The 17,362-nt window shown below is 73.6% G+C and carries 20 protein-coding genes; 13 read left to right on the top strand and 7 right to left on the bottom strand.

The window, feature by feature from the left end:
- Positions 1-2 precede the first annotated feature (2 nt).
- A complete protein-coding gene (locus RMN56_RS25480; protein WP_313720099.1) occupies positions 3-308 on the bottom strand; it encodes a DUF1330 domain-containing protein in 306 nt (101 codons plus the stop codon).
- Between the two features lie 62 nt (positions 309-370).
- Entirely contained in the window at positions 371-1,393 is a 1,023-nt protein-coding gene (locus RMN56_RS25475; protein ID WP_313720098.1) for a DUF6081 family protein, read from the bottom strand.
- Between the two features lie 281 nt (positions 1,394-1,674).
- On the opposite strand from RMN56_RS25475, the gene RMN56_RS25470 reads away from it, so the two are divergent.
- The 6 genes from RMN56_RS25470 (at position 1,675) to RMN56_RS25445 (ending at position 7,822) form a co-directional block, all read left to right on the top strand.
- Positions 1,675-2,628, top strand: a complete 954-nt coding sequence (locus RMN56_RS25470; RefSeq protein WP_313720097.1) for a hypothetical protein — start codon at positions 1,675-1,677, stop codon at positions 2,626-2,628.
- A gap of 47 nt (positions 2,629-2,675) precedes the next feature.
- On the top strand, positions 2,676-3,008 hold the full coding sequence (locus RMN56_RS25465) for a putative quinol monooxygenase (RefSeq protein WP_313720096.1): 333 nt from the start codon (positions 2,676-2,678) through the stop codon (positions 3,006-3,008).
- Between the two features lie 149 nt (positions 3,009-3,157).
- Positions 3,158-4,105: an SRPBCC family protein gene (locus RMN56_RS25460; RefSeq protein WP_313720095.1), complete on the top strand. Its 948-nt coding sequence runs from the start codon at positions 3,158-3,160 to the stop codon at positions 4,103-4,105.
- Between the two features lie 10 nt (positions 4,106-4,115).
- Positions 4,116-5,291: a zinc-dependent alcohol dehydrogenase gene (locus tag RMN56_RS25455; protein ID WP_313720094.1), complete on the top strand. Its 1,176-nt coding sequence runs from the start codon at positions 4,116-4,118 to the stop codon at positions 5,289-5,291.
- A 99-nt stretch (positions 5,292-5,390) separates the two neighbouring features.
- Entirely contained in the window at positions 5,391-5,750 is a 360-nt protein-coding gene (locus RMN56_RS25450; RefSeq protein ID WP_313720093.1) for a hypothetical protein, read from the top strand.
- 653 nt (positions 5,751-6,403) lie between these two features.
- The gene (locus RMN56_RS25445; RefSeq protein WP_313720092.1) at positions 6,404-7,822 is read left to right on the top strand and encodes a glycoside hydrolase family 10 protein; all 1,419 of its coding nucleotides are present in this window, start codon (positions 6,404-6,406) and stop codon (positions 7,820-7,822) included.
- Between the two features lie 58 nt (positions 7,823-7,880).
- Here RMN56_RS25445 and RMN56_RS25440 read toward each other — a convergent pair whose 3' ends face one another.
- Both RMN56_RS25440 and RMN56_RS25435 read right to left on the bottom strand, forming a co-directional pair.
- The gene (locus RMN56_RS25440) at positions 7,881-9,455 is read right to left on the bottom strand and encodes a Na+/H+ antiporter (protein ID WP_313720091.1); all 1,575 of its coding nucleotides are present in this window, start codon (positions 9,453-9,455) and stop codon (positions 7,881-7,883) included.
- A gap of 75 nt (positions 9,456-9,530) precedes the next feature.
- Entirely contained in the window at positions 9,531-10,151 is a 621-nt protein-coding gene (locus RMN56_RS25435; protein WP_313720090.1) for an L-threonylcarbamoyladenylate synthase, read from the bottom strand.
- A gap of 119 nt (positions 10,152-10,270) precedes the next feature.
- On the opposite strand from RMN56_RS25435, the gene RMN56_RS25430 reads away from it, so the two are divergent.
- Both RMN56_RS25430 and RMN56_RS25425 read left to right on the top strand, forming a co-directional pair.
- Positions 10,271-10,591, top strand: a complete 321-nt coding sequence (locus RMN56_RS25430) for a hypothetical protein (RefSeq protein ID WP_313720089.1) — start codon at positions 10,271-10,273, stop codon at positions 10,589-10,591.
- Between the two features lie 181 nt (positions 10,592-10,772).
- The gene (locus RMN56_RS25425) at positions 10,773-11,882 is read left to right on the top strand and encodes a carboxylate-amine ligase (RefSeq protein WP_313720088.1); all 1,110 of its coding nucleotides are present in this window, start codon (positions 10,773-10,775) and stop codon (positions 11,880-11,882) included.
- Positions 11,883-11,893: 11 nt separating this feature from the next.
- Here the strand turns inward: RMN56_RS25425 and RMN56_RS25420 are convergent, their stop codons facing one another.
- From RMN56_RS25420 to RMN56_RS25410, 3 genes are read right to left on the bottom strand one after another with little or no spacing between them, the layout of a single operon-like run.
- A complete protein-coding gene (locus RMN56_RS25420; RefSeq protein WP_313720087.1) occupies positions 11,894-12,160 on the bottom strand; it encodes a YegP family protein in 267 nt (88 codons plus the stop codon).
- Positions 12,161-12,209: 49 nt separating this feature from the next.
- A complete protein-coding gene (locus RMN56_RS25415) occupies positions 12,210-12,590 on the bottom strand; it encodes a VOC family protein (RefSeq protein WP_313720086.1) in 381 nt (126 codons plus the stop codon).
- 37 nt (positions 12,591-12,627) lie between these two features.
- A complete protein-coding gene (locus RMN56_RS25410) occupies positions 12,628-13,254 on the bottom strand; it encodes an SGNH/GDSL hydrolase family protein (protein ID WP_313720085.1) in 627 nt (208 codons plus the stop codon).
- Positions 13,255-13,527: 273 nt separating this feature from the next.
- Between RMN56_RS25410 and RMN56_RS25405 the strand changes: the two genes are divergently transcribed.
- Genes RMN56_RS25405 through RMN56_RS25385 form a run of 5 tightly spaced genes read left to right on the top strand, consistent with a single transcriptional unit; the run spans position 13,528 to position 17,324 of the window.
- The gene (locus tag RMN56_RS25405) at positions 13,528-14,676 is read left to right on the top strand and encodes a sensor histidine kinase (RefSeq protein ID WP_313720084.1); all 1,149 of its coding nucleotides are present in this window, start codon (positions 13,528-13,530) and stop codon (positions 14,674-14,676) included.
- Positions 14,673-15,122, top strand: coding sequence for a roadblock/LC7 domain-containing protein (locus RMN56_RS25400; RefSeq protein WP_313720083.1), 450 nt, complete (start codon positions 14,673-14,675; stop codon positions 15,120-15,122). Before RMN56_RS25405 ends, RMN56_RS25400 begins: the two co-directional genes overlap by 4 nt.
- Before the next feature lie 19 nt (positions 15,123-15,141).
- Positions 15,142-15,483 carry a DUF742 domain-containing protein gene (locus tag RMN56_RS25395; protein WP_313720082.1) on the top strand — a complete coding sequence of 114 codons (342 nt, stop codon included), beginning with the start codon at positions 15,142-15,144 and terminating at the stop codon, positions 15,481-15,483.
- Positions 15,476-16,066 carry a GTP-binding protein gene (locus RMN56_RS25390; protein WP_313720081.1) on the top strand — a complete coding sequence of 197 codons (591 nt, stop codon included), beginning with the start codon at positions 15,476-15,478 and terminating at the stop codon, positions 16,064-16,066. The genes RMN56_RS25395 and RMN56_RS25390 overlap by 8 nt, the downstream gene beginning before the upstream one ends.
- A gap of 19 nt (positions 16,067-16,085) precedes the next feature.
- Positions 16,086-17,324 carry a styrene monooxygenase/indole monooxygenase family protein gene (locus RMN56_RS25385; RefSeq protein WP_313720080.1) on the top strand — a complete coding sequence of 413 codons (1,239 nt, stop codon included), beginning with the start codon at positions 16,086-16,088 and terminating at the stop codon, positions 17,322-17,324.
- Positions 17,325-17,362: the final 38 nt, after the last annotated feature.

The following is a 17,362-nucleotide window of genomic DNA, read 5'->3' as shown; positions in this document are numbered from 1 at the left end:
GGTCAGGCCGGCCAGGCGTGACCGATCCCGTCGAGCAGGAGGACGACTCCCTCGGTGGCGGCCTCCCGGTCCCGGGAGATCTCCCGATATTCCGGCGAGGTGGACCATCGCTCGAAGTCCTCCCGGTTGTCGAAGGACATGAGCACGACCTTCTCGTGGGGCCAGCTCCCCTCGACCACCAGCGGGGACGGGTCGGCCGCGAGCAACCGGCCGCCGTGCCGGGCCAGGACCGGCAGGAAGGCGGCGACGTACCGGTCGTAGCGCTGCCGGTCGTGGACGGTGATCTGCGCGAGGGCGTAGACGGTCACCGGCCCAGGCTACTCACCGGTACGCGCCGTCGGTGTCCCCCGGCCCGGCGGCACGGGGCGGCCTACCGGCCGACGGTGCGGACGGTGAAGTTGCGGTACGAGCCGATCGCGCCCTGGCCGAAGGCCCGTTCCGCGGGCGGGATGGAGACGCTGTAGGGCGCGTACCGCGGGTCGCAGACGCCCGGGCCGGTGGCGTCCGGCGGGGTGCAGCCATACTGGAACGGGAACGCGTCGAGCAGGCTGAACAGGCCGTGCGCCAGGGAGAACGACCGGATCTTCCCGGCCAGGGGCTCGCCGGGGCCCAGCGACGGGTACGTGCCGGTGTAGGGGACGCCCTGCCGGTCCAGCGGCACGCCCACCTGCCCGACCCGGGCGACCACCACGCCGTCCAGCAGGTACGTCACGCTGGCGTGCCCGCCCGCCTCGCGGTAGCGGATCGCGGCCCGGTGCGGCACGCCCGGCGTGATCGGCACCTCGCGGATGATCTGCGTGTACGCCCGGTCCGGGCCGACCTCGGTGGCGCCCGGGCAGTCCGGGTCGGTGGTGTTGCCGGTGACCGTGCTGGGCAGCCGCTCGATCAGCGGGAACGCGCGGGTGCCGGAGACGAACCAGTCGAAGAGCTGCCCGGTGCAGAAGTCGATCATGTTGAGCACGACGGCCGCCTGCTGCCCCTCCAGCACCGCGCTGGCGTAGGGGCGGGCGGCGGGGCCGGCGGCGGCGGCCGAACCGGGCGGCCCGTACCGGCCGTGCACCACGTGCCCGCCGGTCGCGCCCGGGGTGCGCGCCGTGATGTCCACGGAGAACTCGACCGATCCCTGCCGGGGCACCGGGAAGGTCCGGTTGCTGACGGCCATGTACTTGAGGTGGTCGTAGACGTTGTAGTCCACACCGGTCTTGAACGGCACGTCGCTGACGGTGAGCACCCCGTCCTCGACGGCGCGGGTCGCCCCGTCCAGCGGGCCGTAGATGTTCGACCACTTCCGCTCGTACTCGGCCAGGTCGGCCGAGTCGTAGTGCACGACGACGGGCCGCGACCCCGGCGCCGCCGCGGCGGCCGGCGACGCCACTCCCGGACCCCCGACCACCACCACGACCGTCGCCGCCCATCACCCGCCGGAGCCTGTCCTGTCCGCGCACGCCGTCCTCCCCGCGCCGGTCGTCGCCGCTCCACCTCAGACCATCGTCCGAGGTGGATTTCTTCCCGACATCCACCGCCCGGCGCGCCCCGCCGACCCGGACGGCTCGGGAACCCCTGCGGCACGGAAGCTGTCAACTGCCCGAACCGCCCTGGCCATATCGCCTCTGACCTGCGGATACTGGACCGGAGGCCAGCCGCCGAGCTGTGCCGGTTTGGGGGGCAGTCACCATGATCGACCAGGAGACCCAACCCGGGACCACACCGGAGACACCACCGCCGGCGCCGCCCGGGTCCACCGTGCCCACCGCGGTCTGGCAGGTGCGGGTACGCACCAAGCTGGACGATCTGTACCAGCAGCTGAGCGCCCTGGAGGCCGGCAGCGCGAGCCCCGACCGGGTCGCCACGCTGCGCGCCCAGCTGTCCGGTGTGGAGTCCGTGCTCGGCCGCAGCGGGGTGGTCGAGTGGCTGCGCGGCGGCAACCTGGAGTACGCCTGGCAGACCATCCACTCGGTGGAACGGGCCATGGTGGGGCTGCGGACGCCGGAGGAGCTGCTCGGCCTGTTGCCGGCGTACCAGGGCGCGGCCGCGCAGTTCCTGAAGGCCGACGACAAGGTGCTGACCGACTTCGACGCGTCGGCGGACGCGGCGGCGCCGGCCCGGTTCCAGGCCAAGGTGCAGGCGTTGCTGCTGCGCTACCACGCGGCGTCGGACGAGTTCCACGAGTCGGTGCGCCGGTTGCGCAACCGGATGCTGGGGCTGTCGGTCTTCGCGCTGGTCGCCGAGGTGCTCATGGTGCTGGTGCAGTGGCGCAGCCGGGACGTGCAGCTGCTCAAGCCGCCGACCGACGCGCCCGGCGTGCCGGCCTGGCGGCTGCTGTTCTTCGTGCTCATCGCCGGGGCGCTCGGCGCGTTCATCAGCGCCCTGCCCTCGATGATCACCTCGCGCTCCGGCGGCCTGCCCTACAAGCTGCCCTTCCAGCAGGGTCTGCTGAAGCTGGCCATCGGTCCCCTCGTCGCGGTCGTCGGGATCATGCTGGTGATCGGTGGTCTGGTGGAGACCACGGTGAACAGCACCGCCGCCCTGCTGGGCGTCGCCATCGTCTTCGGCGCCGGACAGCAGGCGGTCACCGCGTTCGCCGACCGTCGGGCGTCGGAGCTGCTCACGCCGGTCACGAAGGGCTGACCGGCGACGGCCGCGCGCCGGCGACCGGCTTGGGTAGCCTGAAGCGCATGATCTTCATTACCGCGAAGTTCCGGGTCCGACCCGAGGACGCCGACCGCTGGCCGCAGATCGCCGCCGAGTTCACCGCGGCCACCCGGGCCGAGCCGGGCTGCCTCTGGTTCAACTGGTCCCGCAGCCTGGACGACCCGACGGAGTACGTGCTGGTCGAGGCCTTCCGCGACGACGACGCCGGCGCGGCGCACGTGGGGTCCGCGCATTTCCGCGAGGCGCAGCGCACCCTCCCGCCGCACCTGGCCGAGACGCCCCGGATCGTCAACACGACCGTGCCCCAGCAGGACTGGTCGCGGCTCGGCGAGATGGCCGTCCCCGAGGGCGACTGACCGGGGCCCGAGGGGTGTGGGGCCGGGATTAGCGGGAAAGGCACGCCGGCCTGTCGGTACCCGGCCCGCTCCCTCGACCGGTCGCCGACACCTTCTCGGACACGGGGTGACGACGGATGACACGAGAGACAACCATGGGGGTCCGCTCGGTGACCGACACTCTCGGGATCCAGCGGGCGACCGGGGACCAGGGGTCGGAGGGACTGGCCCGCCTCCTGGGCTGGTTCAGCCTGGGCCTCGGCGTGACCGCGCTCGCGGCGGGGTCGCGGGTGGCCCGGGCGGCCGGCGTGGACGACTCGCGCACGGCCCGGACGGTGCTGCGGGCCGCCGGGGTCCGGGAGATCGGCCACGCCGCGGTGCTGCTGGTGCCGCGCCGGGCGGGGCTGGGGCCCTGGACCCGGGTGGCGGGCGACGTGCTGGACCTGGTCGCGACCGGCCGCGCGTACCGCGACCGGTGCGGCGAGCGGCGCCGGCGGGCCGGTCTCACCCTCGCCGTCCTGGGCGGGATCACCGCCGTCGACCTGTACGCCTCGCTGCGTGCCATCCGCAACCGGCGGGTCAGCCCGGAGGGCTTCGCGCACGGCTCCGTGACGGTCAACCGCACCCGCGAGGAGGCCTACCGCTTCTGGCACGACTTCGAGAACCTGCCGCGGTTCATGTACCACCTGCAGTCGGTGACCAGCAGCGGCCCGCGGCGTTCCCGCTGGTCGGCGAAGGCGCCGGCCGGCCGCACCGTCGAGTGGGAGGCGGAGATCGTCGACGAGCGCCCCGGCGAGCTCATCCGGTGGCGCTCGGTCGACGGCGCCCGGGTGCCCAACTCCGGCACCGTCCGGTTCACCCCGGCCGCCGGCGGCAACGGCACCGAGGTGCGGGTGGAACTGGAGTACGCGGTGCCCGGCCGCCGGGTGGGCACGCTGGTCGCGAAGGCGTTCGGCGAGAACCCACAGCAGCAGATCTGCGACGACCTGCGGCGGTTCAAGCAGGTCATCGAGACCGGCGAGCTGACCCGGTCGGACGGGACACCCGACGGCACGAGCATCCAGAACCAGGCGAAGCAGCGTCCGGCGCGCCCGCTGGCGACCCACCGGACCGCGTGAGGGAGGCACCATGAAGGCCAACTGCTGGATGGCTCCGAACCGGGTGGCCGTGGAGGAGGTACCGGACCCGACGGTCCTCAACCCGCGCGACGCGGTCGTCAAGGTCACCTCGACGGCGATCTGCGGATCCGACCTGCACCTGCTCGACGGGTTCATCCCGGCCATGAAGCGCGGCGACGTGCTGGGCCACGAGTTCATGGGCGAGGTCGTCGAGCTGGGCCCGGGAGCGCGGGACGGGCTGCGCGTCGGCGACCGGGTGGTCGTCGGCTTCCCCATCGCCTGCGGGGACTGCGCCTCGTGCCAACGCGGCCTCTACTCGGTGTGCGAGAACTCCAACCCGAACGCGGCGATCGCGGAGACCGCCATGGGCCACACCCCGGCCGGCATCTTCGGCTACTCGCACCTGATGGGCGGGTACGCGGGCGGGCAGGCCGAATACGTCCGGGTCCCGTACGCCGACGTCGGCGCGCTCAAGGTCGGCGACGACCTGCCGGACGAGCAGGTGCTGTTCCTGTCCGACGTGCTGCCCACCGGTTACATGGCCGCCGAGATGGGCGACGTCAAGCCCGGCGACGTGGTGGCGGTCTGGGGCGCGGGGCCGGTCGGCCAGTTCGCCGCGGTGAGCGCCTTCCTGCTCGGCGCCGAGCAGGTGGTGGTCATCGACCGGTTCCCGTACCGGCTGCGGATCGCGCGGGACCGGGCCGGCGCGGACACCATCAACTACGAGGAGACCGACGTCCTGGACACGCTGCGCGAGATGACCGCCGGCCGCGGGCCGGACGTCTGCATCGACGCCGTCGGCATGGAGGGGCACCACCCCTCGGCGGCGCTGCAGGCGTACGACCGGGCGAAGCAGGCGGTGAAGGCGGAGACCGACCGGCCGCACGCGCTGCGCGAGGCGATCCTGGCCTGCCGCAACGGCGGCACCGTCTCGGCGATCGGGGCGTACGGCGGGTTCATCGACAAGTTCCCGATGGGCTCGTTCATGAACCGGTCGCTGACCTTGCGCTCCGGGCAGGCCCACGTGCAGCGCTACATGCGCCCGCTGCTGGAGCGCATCCGCAAGGGCGAGATCGACCCGAGCTTCATCATCACCCACACCATGGGCCTCGACGACGCGCCGCACGGCTTCGACATCTTCAAGAACAAGCAGGACGACTGCCTGAAGGTGGTGCTCAAGCCCTGAAAATTTCCACCAATCATCACGCTCAATATTGAAGCTTGTTTGCATCAGCGGATACCCTCCACGGAAGTGATCCACTATCCACCTTGGAGGGGTCGGACCATGCGCAAGCTGATGTCGGCGGTCGGTGCGGGGGCGTTGCTGACGGCGGGACTGTTCGTCGGCGCCGCACCGGCGCAGGCGGCGGCCTGCACCCTGGTGCAGTCCGAGATCTACAACGGGGCCAACATCATCGCCTGGGCCCGGGGCCTGGAGGGCTGCTCCGGCGACGTCTACTGGGAGATCCAGTCCGGCGACGGCGGCAGCTGGCAGGTCACCGAGAGCGGCACGACGCACTACGACAACCAGGTCGTCAGCTACTACGGCGACGTCGAGCTGCCGTGCTACCTGCGGCTGTACGCGAAGTTCGGCACGCAGGAGAAGCTCACCCAGCCGGCGCGCAACAACAACTGCGCCGGCTGACCGGACGGGCCGGGCGGGGGCCCTCTCGGCGCCCCCGCCCGGCGCGCTCAGGGAATGGTGAGGCCGAACCGCACCGCACGCCCGTGGTGGCGCCGCTGCGGCAGACCGCCCGGCCGACGTACGGCTGCCGAGCACGGTGGTGCGGGCGCTGTCGGCGTACCAGGTGCCGGCCAGGTTGGTGCAGTGCCCGGCCGTGACCAGGTGTAGGTGCTGCCGCTGCGCACGGTCGCGCCGAGCGAGCAGCGGCCTCCCCCGCCGTAGATCGCCCGGCCACCCGCGATCAGGGTGCGCAGCCGGCCGGGTTCGTGGCGGAGCACCGCACCGCACCGGCCCGGGCCGCGCGCCGCAGCGCGGCGAGGTCGACGCCCGTGACGGTGTCGCAACCGGGTCTGGAACTTTCGGGCCCTCCGTGCGCGCCGAGTCCGCACGCCACCGAGCCCGCACGGGCGAACACATCCCCATCGATGCGGTTAAGTTTTCGGAACCGTTCCGGTAGTCTCGCTCCAGAGATTCGCTTCGATCAACTCACGGTGGCGGGGAGCGCCCTCCCCACCCCGCGCGGCCTCCGGGCGGCCGCGCACCGAGCCGACCACCGTGGCGGGCAGTGGTCGGGGCGGGCTGTCCACACCGATACGGCTAGGAGAGGCTTCCAGATGGACAAGGTGCTCGCCCGCGGCAGCGGGAGCATGAGCGCGGCAGCCCGGTCGCGCCCGCGGACCGCGGTGGTGTCGATGATGGCCGGCGCCGCGATGATCGCCGCGACGGTGGCGGTGGCGACCAGCGCCAGCGCCGGAACCACGCTCGGCGCGTCGGCCGCCGAGAAGGGCCGCTACTTCGGCACCGCGGTCGCCGCGAACAAGCTGTCGGACGCCACGTACGTCGGCATCCTGAACCGCGAGTTCAACATGGTGACCCCCGAGAACGAGATGAAGTGGGACGCCACCGAGCCGTCCCAGGGCCAGTTCAACTACACCAACGCCGACCGGATCGTCAGCCACGCGCAGGCCAACGGCATGCGCGTCCGCGGCCACGCCCTGGCCTGGCACTCCCAGCAGCCGGGCTGGGCGCAGAACCTGTCCGGCACCGCCCTGCGGCAGGCGATGGTCAACCACATCACCCAGGCCGCCACCCACTACCAGGGCAAGATCTACGCCTGGGACGTCGTGAACGAGGCGTTCGCCGACAGCGGCGGCGGCCGCCGGGACTCCAACCTCCAGCGCACCGGCAACGACTGGATCGAGGTGGCGTTCCGCACCGCCCGCGCCGCCGACCCGGCCGCGAAGCTCTGCTACAACGACTACAACACCGACAACTGGACCTGGGAAAAGACGCAGGCCGTGTACAACATGGTCAAGGACTTCAAGGCACGTGGCGTGCCGATCGACTGCGTCGGCCTGCAGTCGCACTTCAACAGCGGCTCGCCGTACCCGAGCAACTACCGCACCACCCTGCAGAACTTCGCCGCCCTCGGCGTGGACGTGCAGATCACCGAGCTGGACATCGAGGGCTCCGGCAGCACCCAGGCCACCACCTACGGCAACGTCGTCCGGGACTGCCTGGCCGTGTCCCGCTGCACCGGCATCACGGTGTGGGGCATCCGGGACACCGACTCGTGGCGGGCCAGCGGCACCCCGCTGCTCTTCGACGGCAGCGGCAACAAGAAGCCGGCGTACACGGCGGTGCTCGACGCGCTCAACGCGGGCGGCACCACCCCGCCGCCCACCACCCCGACGACCCCGCCGCCCACCAGCAACCCGCCGACCACCCCGCCGCCGTCGGGCAACGGCTGCACCGCGTCGCTCACCACGAACCAGTGGCAGGGCGGCTTCGTCACCACCGTCCGGGTCACCGCCGGCGCCACCGCGCTCAACGGGTGGGCCGTCGGGCTGACGCTGCCGGGCGGCGCGAGCCTGACCAACACCTGGAACGCGCAGCCGAGCGGCACCAGCGGCGCGCTGACCTTCCGCAACGTGGCCTACAACGGCCAGGTCGGCGCGGGCGGCAGCACCGAGTTCGGTTTCCAGGGCACGGGCACCGCCCCCTCCGGCGCCCCGACCTGCACCGCGGGCTGACCGTCCGGGGCCCGGCGCGGCGCCGCCGCGCCGGGCCCCGCCGTCCGGCGGCCGGAGCTCAGTCCTCCGGTTCCGGGCCCAGCAGCCGGATCTCCTCGATGTCGATGGCCGACTGGATCTCCCGCAGGACCACGTCGTCGATCTGGTTGCTGTTGCGCAGCCGGGTGACCTCCTGCCGCTTGCGGTCCAGCACGCCCAGGCGCAACCGCCGGATCATCTCCCGCTGCTCGTCGGCCTCGTCGCTGCGCGGGGAGCGGACGTCCACGAGGTGGCCCTGGTAGTCGGCGCGGAGCCGGTCCACGGTGTCCGAGTCGGCGCCGAGTTCGGCGGCGACCTGGGGCAGCGCCGCCAGGGCGGCCTCGGTGGCCCGGATCCGGGCCCAGCGCACCTCGTGCTCCTTCTCCCGGTCCCCCATGAGGCGGGCCCAGGTGACCACGGCCGGCAGGGTGGTGCCCTGCACCAGCATGATCAGCACGATCACCACCACGGTGACGAAGATGATCAGGTCGCGTTCGTGCACCGGGGACCCGTCGCGCGCGGTGACCGGCACGGCGAGCGCGGCGGCGAGCGAGACCGCGCCGCGGAACCCGGCCCAGCCGGCGGCGGCGCGCACGCGGGCGTCGAAGCGGCGGGCCCGGCGGGACTCCCGGCGGTCGATGCCCTGCAACCCCGCCACCGCCACCTGCACCCAGATCATCCGGGTGGCCACCACGACCAGGACGACCAGCACCGCGATGCCGAACGACTCCAGCGGCGAGTGGCTCGTGATGCTGCGCAGCGACCGGGGCACCTGCATGCCGAGCAGCACGAAGAGGCTGCCGTTGATCATGAAGGTGGACAGGTCCCAGAACGCGTACGCGGTGACCCGGGAGCGGGCCCGGATCACCCGGGGTCCCGCGTACGAGAGCAGCAGGCCGGCCACCACGACCCCGAGCACCCCGCTGGCGTGCGCGGCGTCCGCCAGCAGGAAGGCGACGAAGGGGGTGAGGATGCTCAGCCCGCCCTCACGCATCGGATCGTCCACGTGCTTGCGGATCAGGACGACCACGCCGCCGACGAGCAGACCCGCGAGGACCCCGCCGAGCGCCTTGCCGACGAACTGGCCGCCCAGCTCGAGCGCGTCGGGCACCGTCCCGCCGGCGATCACCCCCACGGCCACCGAGAAGAGGACCAGCGCCGTGCCGTCGTTGACCAGGCTCTCCGCGCGCAGCGTGGTGAGGATGCCGCGCGGCATCCGCTTGGCCAGGCCGGCCACGGCGGCGGCGTCGGTGGGCGCGAGCACCGCGCCGAGCACCCAGGCGGCGGCCGGCTCGACGCCGAGCGCCTGGGCCGTGTACGCCACGGCGACCATCGTGAGGATCACCAGCGCCACGGCGAGCAGGGCGATCACGACGAGGTTGGCCCGGATCTCGCGGAGGCTGACGACCAGGCTCTCCCGGTAGAGGATCGCCGGGAGGAAGAGCAGCAGCACCACCTCGGGGTCGAGGATCACGTTGTCGAACATCGGCAGCAGGCCGAGCCCCGCGCCCATCGCGATGAGCAGCACGGGCGGCGCGACGCTGTACCGGCCGCCGATGGTGGTGCCGACGAGCACGGTGGCGCCGAGCACCGTGATCAGCACGAGTGCGCTCACGCCGTACCCCCGTCACCGTCCGCCGGATCCACGGTGCCGCACCACCGGGCCGCGACGGGCTGGAACGGCCGATCGCTACTCGAAGCGGGACGGGTCCCCGGCCCCGCGGCGCAGGATCTCCGGCTCCGACCCGGTCAGGTCGACCACGGTGGTCGGCTCCAGGCCGCAGTCCCCCGCGTCGACCACGGCGTCGACCAGGTGGTCGAGCCGCTCCTTGATCTCCCAGCCCTGGGTCAGCGGCTCCTCCTCGCCGGGGAGCAGCAGGGTGCTGGAGAGCAGCGGTTCGCCGAGCTCGGCCAGCAGCGCCTGGGTCACCGTGTGCTTCGGTACGCGGACCCCGACGGCCCGCCGCCGCGGGTCCTGGAGGCGCCGGGGCACCTCGGAGGTGGCCGGCAGGATGAACGTGTAACTGCCCGGGATGGCAGCCTTGACCTGGCGGAAGACCGCGTTGCTGAGCTTGACGAACTGGCCGAGCTGCGCGAAGTCGCGGCACACCAGGGTGAACGGGTGCCGCTCGTCGAGCCGGCGGATCTCACGGATCCGCTCGACACCGCCACGGTTGCCCAGCTGGCAGCCGAGGGCGTAGCAGGAGTCCGTCGGGTAGGCGATCAGACCGTCGCCGCGCAGCAGGTCCCCGACCTGCCGGAGCACCCGCGGCTGGGGATTGTCGGGGTGCAGGTCGTAGTACCTCGCCACGTCCGTCACCCTATGCCGCCGGGCCGGGCGCGGGCCAACGGAGAAGATTCGGCGTGACCAGGTTTGCCGTGCGGGCGTTCTGGAAACAGAGGGGCGGCTCAACGAGGGGGGACCTGACCATGTCCGAAACCACCACCGACCGCGCCGAGCGTCCGGCCGAGGTCACCGACCCGCTGCTGTGGGGCCTCTCCGCAGCGGTGGCCGACGCCCACCAGCCCGACGACGAGCAGGCCTGCGTCAGCCCGAGCTGCGTCGGCGCCGCCTGGCCGTGCGCCGCCTGGGAGAACGCGCAGGAGGGCCTGCGCGCCGCACAAATGCCGCGTCCCGCGCCGGCGCCCGCCGGCACGCCCGCCGAGCCGGGCCGGGACGCCGCGACCGGGTGGTCCACCGACGAGGGGCCGACCGGCGGCGCCGAGCGGCTCGCCGTCCGCGCCGCCTGACCGCACCGCCGGGGCGGCAGGGCGGTGATCAGGGCGAACGGCCGCCGGGCTCCGGGCACGGACCGTACCGTGAGGTGAGGCGACAGGCGCAGTTTCCGGTGCGCCGGTCGTGCCCTGCCCCGCGCGGTAGGCCGGCACGCGTCCGCCGCGCCGCGTGCCCGCCGCAACCGGAGGTGAGCCTGTGGCCCCCGTCCCGGCGGTCTGCACGCTTGGCGTGGAGGAGGAGTACCTGCTCCTGGACCCGGTGACCGGGCAGAGCCTGCCGGTGGCCGACCGCGTGCTCGCCGCGCTCTCCGGCCCGAGCCGGGAGCAGAGCCGGCAGGAGTTCCGGCACAGCATGGTCGAGATGGTGACACCGGTCTGCACCGACCTGGCCGCGCTGCGGGAGCACCTGGTGGTGCTCCGCCGGGCCGCGGCCCGGGCGGCGGAGGCGGCGGGGGCCCGGCTGGTGGCGGTCGCCGCGACGCCGGTGTGCGAACCGCACCGCTCGGTGCCGGACAAGGACCGCTACCGGGCCATGTCGCACCGGTACGGGCCGGTGGCGCACGACCCGGCGGTCTGCGGGTGTCACGTCCACGTCGGGGTGCCGGACCGGGAACTCGCCGTGCAGGTCTGCAACCACCTGCGGCCCTGGCTGCCCGTGGTGCAGGCGCTCACCGCCAACTCGCCCCTGCACGACGGGCGGGACACCGGGCACGCGAGCTGGCGTGCCATCCAGTTCGACCGCTGGCCGAGCGTCGGGCCGACGCCGCACTTCGAGTCCGCCGCCGACTACGACCGGACGGTGCGGGACCTCGTCGACGCCGGCATCATGCTGGACCCCCAGATGGTCTACTGGTACGCCCGCCCGTCCATCGCCTATCCCACCGTGGAGGTCCGGGTGGGCGACGTCTGCCCGACGGTGGATGACACCGTGCTGGTCGCCGCCCTGCTGCGGGCACTGGTCGCCACGTCGGTCGAGGAGGTCCGCGCGGGCCGGCCCGCGCCCCGGATCCGGGACTGCCTGGTGGCCGCGGCGCACTGGCGCGCCGCGCACGACGGGGTGGACGGAGACCTGGTGGACCTGCGCGCCGGCGGGTCCCGGCCGGCCTGGGAGCTGATCGACGACCTGGTCGCCACCGTGACTCCCGCGCTGGCCGGGTACGGGGACCTGGACCTGGTGACCCGGCAGCTCGACCGCCTGCGCCGCGAGGGCAACGGGGCGACCCGGCAGCGGCGGATCCTGGCCGACACCGACGGGGACGTCCGGGCGGTCCTGGACGAGCTGGCCGCCCGGACCCTGGACGCCTGAGCGCCCGGCGGTCAGACGGGCGGGATGCCGGACCGCCCGATCCGGGCCAGGTCGGGTTCCCCGTCGACCGTCCGACTCGGTGGCGTCGCCACCCGCTCGGCCGGCTCGGTCCGCTCCTCGATCTCGGCGTCGCCGATCTCGCGCATCATGTCCGCGACGACCGCGAGGGCGGCGGCCTTGTCGGGGTACTGCCGGCCGGTGGCGACGACCTGGCCGTCGTCGCCGAGCAGGGTGAACCCGTAGGTGCCGGTGTCGGCTGCGGCGATGAGGAACTTCATCCCGGGCGCTTACCCGGAGGACGGGCGCCGACACCCCCGCTCCCGGCCGTCAGTCCCACCGGGTGGCCGTCGCGGCGAACAGCTCCGGGTCGCTGGCCACCGGGATCACGCAGAGCAGGTGACCGCCCGGCGCCCGCAGCACGTGGCAGTCGAGCCAGCGGGAGACCGGGGTGGCGCCGAGGCGGACCAGCCGGTCCACCTCGGCGGTCACGTCGTCGGTCTCGATGTCCAGGTGGTGCCGGGGCGCGTCGTCCACCGACTGGACCGCGGTGACCAGGCCGGGCACCACCCCGGCCAGGCCGGTGAACTGCGGTTCGGCCGGGTCGGTGCGGGTCGGCGCGCCGAGCGCCGCGGACCAGAACTCGACCGCCGGAGCGGCGGCGTCGCGGGGCGCGTCGAGGATCAGGGCGTACAGCCGGGAGCGATGCATCCGCCGAGCCTAACCACGATCGGCGTCGATGACCGGCTCAGGCCGGCGGGCTGACCGCCCGCAGCCAGGCCTGGGCGATCAGCGCGTGACCGAACGGAGTCGGGTGCACCCCGTCGCGGGTCCAGACGCGGCCGTCCACGCCGGCGGCCTGGAACAGCTCGTCCACCGCCACCAGGGTCGCGCCGAACTCGGCGGCGAGCGTGCGGACCACCTCGACCTTCGGGTCCAGGTCCTCCCGCCACGCGCGCTGCGCGTCGTCCAGCGGGACCAGGAAGGGCTCGACGAGGACCAGCCGGGCGCCCAGTGGCCGGGTGGCCTCGAGCAGGTGCCGGTAGTCGCGGGCGAAGTCGGCCGCGCTGGTCGGGTCGTCGCGGGTGTAGCGCCGCCAGGTGTCGTTGATGCCGATCAGCACCGACACCACCTGCGGGGCGAGGGCCAGGCAGTCGGCCTCCCAGCGGGCCCGCAGGTCACGTACCCGGTCGCCGCTGATCCCGCGGTTGAGGAAGGTGGCCCGGTGGCCGGGGTGGCGGGCGGTGAACCAGGCGGAGGCCATCATGGCGTACCCGGTGCCGAGGTCGTCGCCGCAGGAGCGGTCCCGGCCGGCGTCGGTGATGCTGTCGCCGATGAAGAGCACCCGGCCGCCGCGTGGCAGCTCCACCGTCATCCGCCCGTCCCCTCCCGCGTCACGCCGTTTCCATGATCATGCCGTACGCCGGTCGCCGCCCCACGGCCGGCCGACCCGCCGGAAAAATCCGCCGTCCGGCTGTTGCGTTTCGTGGCCCGGGACCGATCACACCACCGTGACAGCGCGGCGACCGGAGTGTGAAAACCTCCCCAAGTTGCCCTCCAACGTTGCAACTGGCGCACATCGGATGGTTGACTGCTGCACCATGCCAGAGCCGAAAATCATGAACAGGTCGGTTCTTTCGTGAGAAGCATGGACATCACCCCACCGCGGGCCACCTGGCGGCAACGGGCGGCCCGCTGGCTCGATCCCACCGTCGCCCGGTGGGACGTCGCGCCGCCGGAGACACCCGAACCACCACCCCGGGAGGACCCGGGGCCCGGACCGTGGCCCGCCATCTGCGACCAGTTCGCCCTGCGGATCCTCGCCGCGGCGTACCAGATGGGCGCCCACCTGGAGGCCGTCGAGGCCGACGAGCAGGACCCCGAACGTCTGGAGCGGCTCTACCGCATCGACCACGCGAACACCCGGATCCGGCGGCACGCGGAGAACCTGCAGGTGCTGCTGGGCCGCCGGGTCGAGGACGCCGATCCCCAGACCGTCCCGCTGGTCGACGTGGTCCGCGCCGCCGCCTCCGCGGTCGAGCACTACCCGCGCATCCGGGTGGGGCACGTCGTCGAGCTGGCGGTGGTCGAGTTCGCCGCCGACGACGTGATCCGCGTGCTCACCGAGCTGCTCGACAACGCCACCCGCTTCTCCCCGCCCACCGCGGCCGTCACCGTGTCGGCGTTCGTCACCGAGGACGGCGGCGTCCTGCTGCGGATCGAGGACGCCGGCGTGGGCCTGCACCCCGACCACCTCAGCCAGCTCAACGCGCTGCTCAGCGGCCGGCCGGCCACCCCGGTCACCCTCGACCCCGCGGCCCACCTCGGGCTCGCCGTGGTGGCCCACCTGGCCGTCGCCCACCAGCTGCGGGTCACCCTCACCACCCGGCCCGCCGGCGGGACCACCGCCTCCGTGGCCGTCCCCGGCGCGCTGCTCTGCGAGATCCCCGCCCCGGAGCCGGCCACCGCCGCGCCCGCGCCGCCGCCGGCCTGGCCACCCGGCCGGCGCGGGACCGACCCCTGGAGTACGCCGATGGCCGCGACCCACGACGGCACCAACGGGCCGACCGTCCGGCTCACCACCCTCGACGGGCCCGCCGGCGACCCACGGGCCACCACCGGACTGCCCCGACGGGTGCCCGAGAGCGTCCGCGACCAGGTCCCGGCGCCCCGACCCCCCGCCGACCCCGGTGCGGGGGGCTCCCCGCCCGAGGCGTGGCCGGACGAGACGGCCGCCTTCGCGGCCGGCGTGAGCGACGCCCGCACCCCCACCGACCACGAAGGACGGCAGCCATGAACCACGCGTACCCGGGAACCGGCACGGGCAACGGGCTGCCCGACTGCGCCTGGCTGATCCGGCAGTTCGTCGAGGACGTGCCCGGGGTCAACCACGCCATGCTGGTGTCACTGGACGGCCTGCAGCTGGCCGCCTCCCACGGCGTCGGCCGCGACCTCGGCGACCAGCTCGCCGCGCTGACCGCCGGCCTGCTCAGCATGGCCGACCGCAGCGCCGCCCTGCTGGAGCTGGGCTCCGCCGAGTACCTGACCGTCCGGCTGCCCCGCGGGCACCTGCTCTTCATGCGGGTGGGCGAGTCCGCGGGCCTGGCGGTGGCCGCCGCGCCCGGCTGCGACCTGCGGGTCGTGTCGTACCGGATGACGCAGTTCGTCGGCGCCGTGTGGCACGCCCTCACGCCGGCCGTCCGGCACGAGCTGCACCGGATGACCGCCGCGCAGGCCCGCTGACGGCCGGAGGACGACGACCATGCAGATGAGGTACTGGAAGGTCCGGCCGTACGTGCTGACCGCCGGCCGCACCCGCACCCGGCAGCCGCTGCTGGTGCACACCCTGGTGTCGGTGCCCTACTACGACGCCGTGTTCGCCGCCGGGCTGCTGCCCGAGGCCCGCTCGCTCTACGAGCAGGCCCGCCGGTCGGCCCGCTCGGTGGCCGAACTCTCCGCGGTGTGCGGCATCTCGCTGGGGGTCACCCGGGTCGTCGTCGACGACCTGGCCGCCACCGACCGGCTGCTGGTGCACAACGACCACCACAACGTCGACTTCCGCCTCCTGGAGAGACTGCGCGATGGCCTCCGCGAACTTGCCTGACAGCCCCCTGCTGACCTCGGCGAAGATCGTCATCGCCGGCGGCTTCGGGGTCGGCAAGACCACCTGCGTCGGGTCCATCTCGGAGATCCCGCCGATCAACACCGAGGCGTGGATGACGGCGGCCAGCGAGACCGTCGACCGGCTGGACCCCGGCATCGACAAGACGACCACCACCGTGGCCATGGATTTCGGCCGGCTCACCATCGGCCCCGACCTGGTGCTCTACCTGTTCGGCACACCCGGCCAGCCCCGGTTCTGGCCCATGTGGGACGACCTGTGCCGCGGCGCGGTCGGCGCGCTGGTGCTCGCCGACACCCGCGACCTGGGCGCCTCGTTCCCGGCGGTCAACTACTTCGAGCAGGACAGCGACGTGCCCTTCGTGGTCTGCGTGAACCTCTTCGACGGGGTGCTGCACCACCCGCTCGACGACGTCCGCGCCGCGCTCGCGCTGCCGGCCCACGTACCCCTGACCGCCTGCGACGCCCGCGACCCGTCGTCGGTGGCGCGGGCGCTGCTCACGGTCGTGGAACACGCCATGTCCCGCACCCCCCGGCCCGCCGCCGGCGCGCTCGCGGCGCGGTAGCCCAACCCCTGGAGGAACCATGCGCAGAATCCTGATCGTCGGGGCCGGACAGTCCGGGCTCCAGCTCGCCCTGAGCCTGCAGGCCGAGGGGTACGACGTCACCGTGATGTCGGCCCGGACGCCCGACGAGATCCGGCGGGGCTGGGTGATGAGCACCCAGGCCATGTTCGGCCCCGCGCTCGCCACCGAACGCCGCTACGGGCTGGACCTGTGGCAGGACCGGGCGCCCCGGATCGAGGGGCTGCACGTGTCGCTCTCCGCGCCGCCCGGCGAGCGGGCGCTGCGCATCGTCGGCCCGCTGGACGAGCCGGCGCAGAGCACCGACCAGCGGATCAAGATGGCCGACTGGCTGGGGCTGTTCGAGCAGCGCGGCGGGACGGTGCTCTACCAGACGGTGACCACCAGCGACCTCGACGGACTGGCCCGGCTCGGCCGCTACGACCTGACCGTGGTGGCCGCCGGCAAGGGCGACCTGGTCGGCGTCTTCGACCGCGACCCGGCCCGCTCGGTGTACGACGCGCCGCAGCGCGGGCTGGCCGTGGCGTACGTGCACGGGATGACCCCCGACCCGCTGCTGCCGGTGCCGCACGTCAGCTTCAACGCCGTGCCCGGGCTGGGTGAGCTGTTCGTCATCCCCGCCCTGACCCACTCCGGACCCTGCGAGATCCTGTTCTGGGAGGCGGTGCCCGGTGGGCCGCTGGACCTGTGGACCGAGCGGCGCGACCCGGCCGAACACCTGAAGCTCACCCTCGACCTGGCCCGCCGCTACACGCCGTGGATCTACGAGCGGTGCGCCGAGGTGGAGCTGACCGACGGGCGGGCCACCCTGTCCGGGCGCTACACGCCGACCGTGCGCCACCCCGTCGCGGAGCTGCCCTCGGGCGGGCTGGTGCTGGGCATGGCCGACGTGGTGGTGGCCAACGACCCGATCACCGGCCAGGGCAGCAACACGGCCGCCAAGTGCGCGTACGCGTACCTGGGGTCGATCCTGGAGCACGGCGACCGGCCCTTCGACCGGGAGTGGATGACGCAGACCTTCGAGCGCTTCTGGGCCGGGACCGGCGAGGCCGTCACGGGCTGGACGAACGCCATGCTGCAACCGTTGCCGCCACACGTGCAGCAGCTGCTCGGAGCCGCCGCCGGCAACCCGGCGGTGGCCCGGCGGTTCGCCAACGGGTTCGGCGACCCGAACGACTTCCGGGACTGGTTCCTGACCCCGGACGCCGCCGAGCGCTACCTGGCCGCGGTCGCCGGCTGACCGCCCGACGGTCGGGGGCCGCTTCCCGGGCGGCTCCC

It is taken from the genome of Micromonospora halotolerans (genome assembly GCF_032108445.1).
Lineage (GTDB): Bacteria > Actinomycetota > Actinomycetes > Mycobacteriales > Micromonosporaceae > Micromonospora > Micromonospora halotolerans.
The sequence above is the reverse complement of the archived record's forward strand: the minus strand, read 5'-3'. Positions and strand labels throughout refer to the sequence as shown.

Bases quoted from the DNA above. Each gene is read 5' to 3' on its own strand.
- RMN56_RS25430 (WP_313720089.1), top strand. From the start codon at position 10,271: ATGTCCGAAACCACCACCGACCGCGCCGAGCGTCCGGCCGAGGTCACC.
- RMN56_RS25395 (WP_313720082.1), top strand. From the start codon at position 15,142: ATGCAGATGAGGTACTGGAAGGTCCGGCCGTACGTGCTGACCGCCGGC.
- RMN56_RS25410 (WP_313720085.1), bottom strand. From the start codon at position 13,254: ATGACGGTGGAGCTGCCACGCGGCGGCCGGGTGCTCTTCATCGGCGAC.
- RMN56_RS25450 (WP_313720093.1), top strand. From the start codon at position 5,391: ATGCGCAAGCTGATGTCGGCGGTCGGTGCGGGGGCGTTGCTGACGGCG.
- RMN56_RS25455 (WP_313720094.1), top strand. From the start codon at position 4,116: ATGAAGGCCAACTGCTGGATGGCTCCGAACCGGGTGGCCGTGGAGGAG.
- RMN56_RS25415 (WP_313720086.1), bottom strand. From the start codon at position 12,590: ATGCATCGCTCCCGGCTGTACGCCCTGATCCTCGACGCGCCCCGCGAC.
- RMN56_RS25445 (WP_313720092.1), top strand. From the start codon at position 6,404: ATGGACAAGGTGCTCGCCCGCGGCAGCGGGAGCATGAGCGCGGCAGCC.
- RMN56_RS25400 (WP_313720083.1), top strand. From the start codon at position 14,673: ATGAACCACGCGTACCCGGGAACCGGCACGGGCAACGGGCTGCCCGAC.
- RMN56_RS25420 (WP_313720087.1), bottom strand. From the start codon at position 12,160: ATGAAGTTCCTCATCGCCGCAGCCGACACCGGCACCTACGGGTTCACC.
- RMN56_RS25405 (WP_313720084.1), top strand. From the start codon at position 13,528: ATGGACATCACCCCACCGCGGGCCACCTGGCGGCAACGGGCGGCCCGC.
- RMN56_RS25470 (WP_313720097.1), top strand. From the start codon at position 1,675: ATGATCGACCAGGAGACCCAACCCGGGACCACACCGGAGACACCACCG.
- RMN56_RS25385 (WP_313720080.1), top strand. From the start codon at position 16,086: ATGCGCAGAATCCTGATCGTCGGGGCCGGACAGTCCGGGCTCCAGCTC.
- RMN56_RS25465 (WP_313720096.1), top strand. From the start codon at position 2,676: ATGATCTTCATTACCGCGAAGTTCCGGGTCCGACCCGAGGACGCCGAC.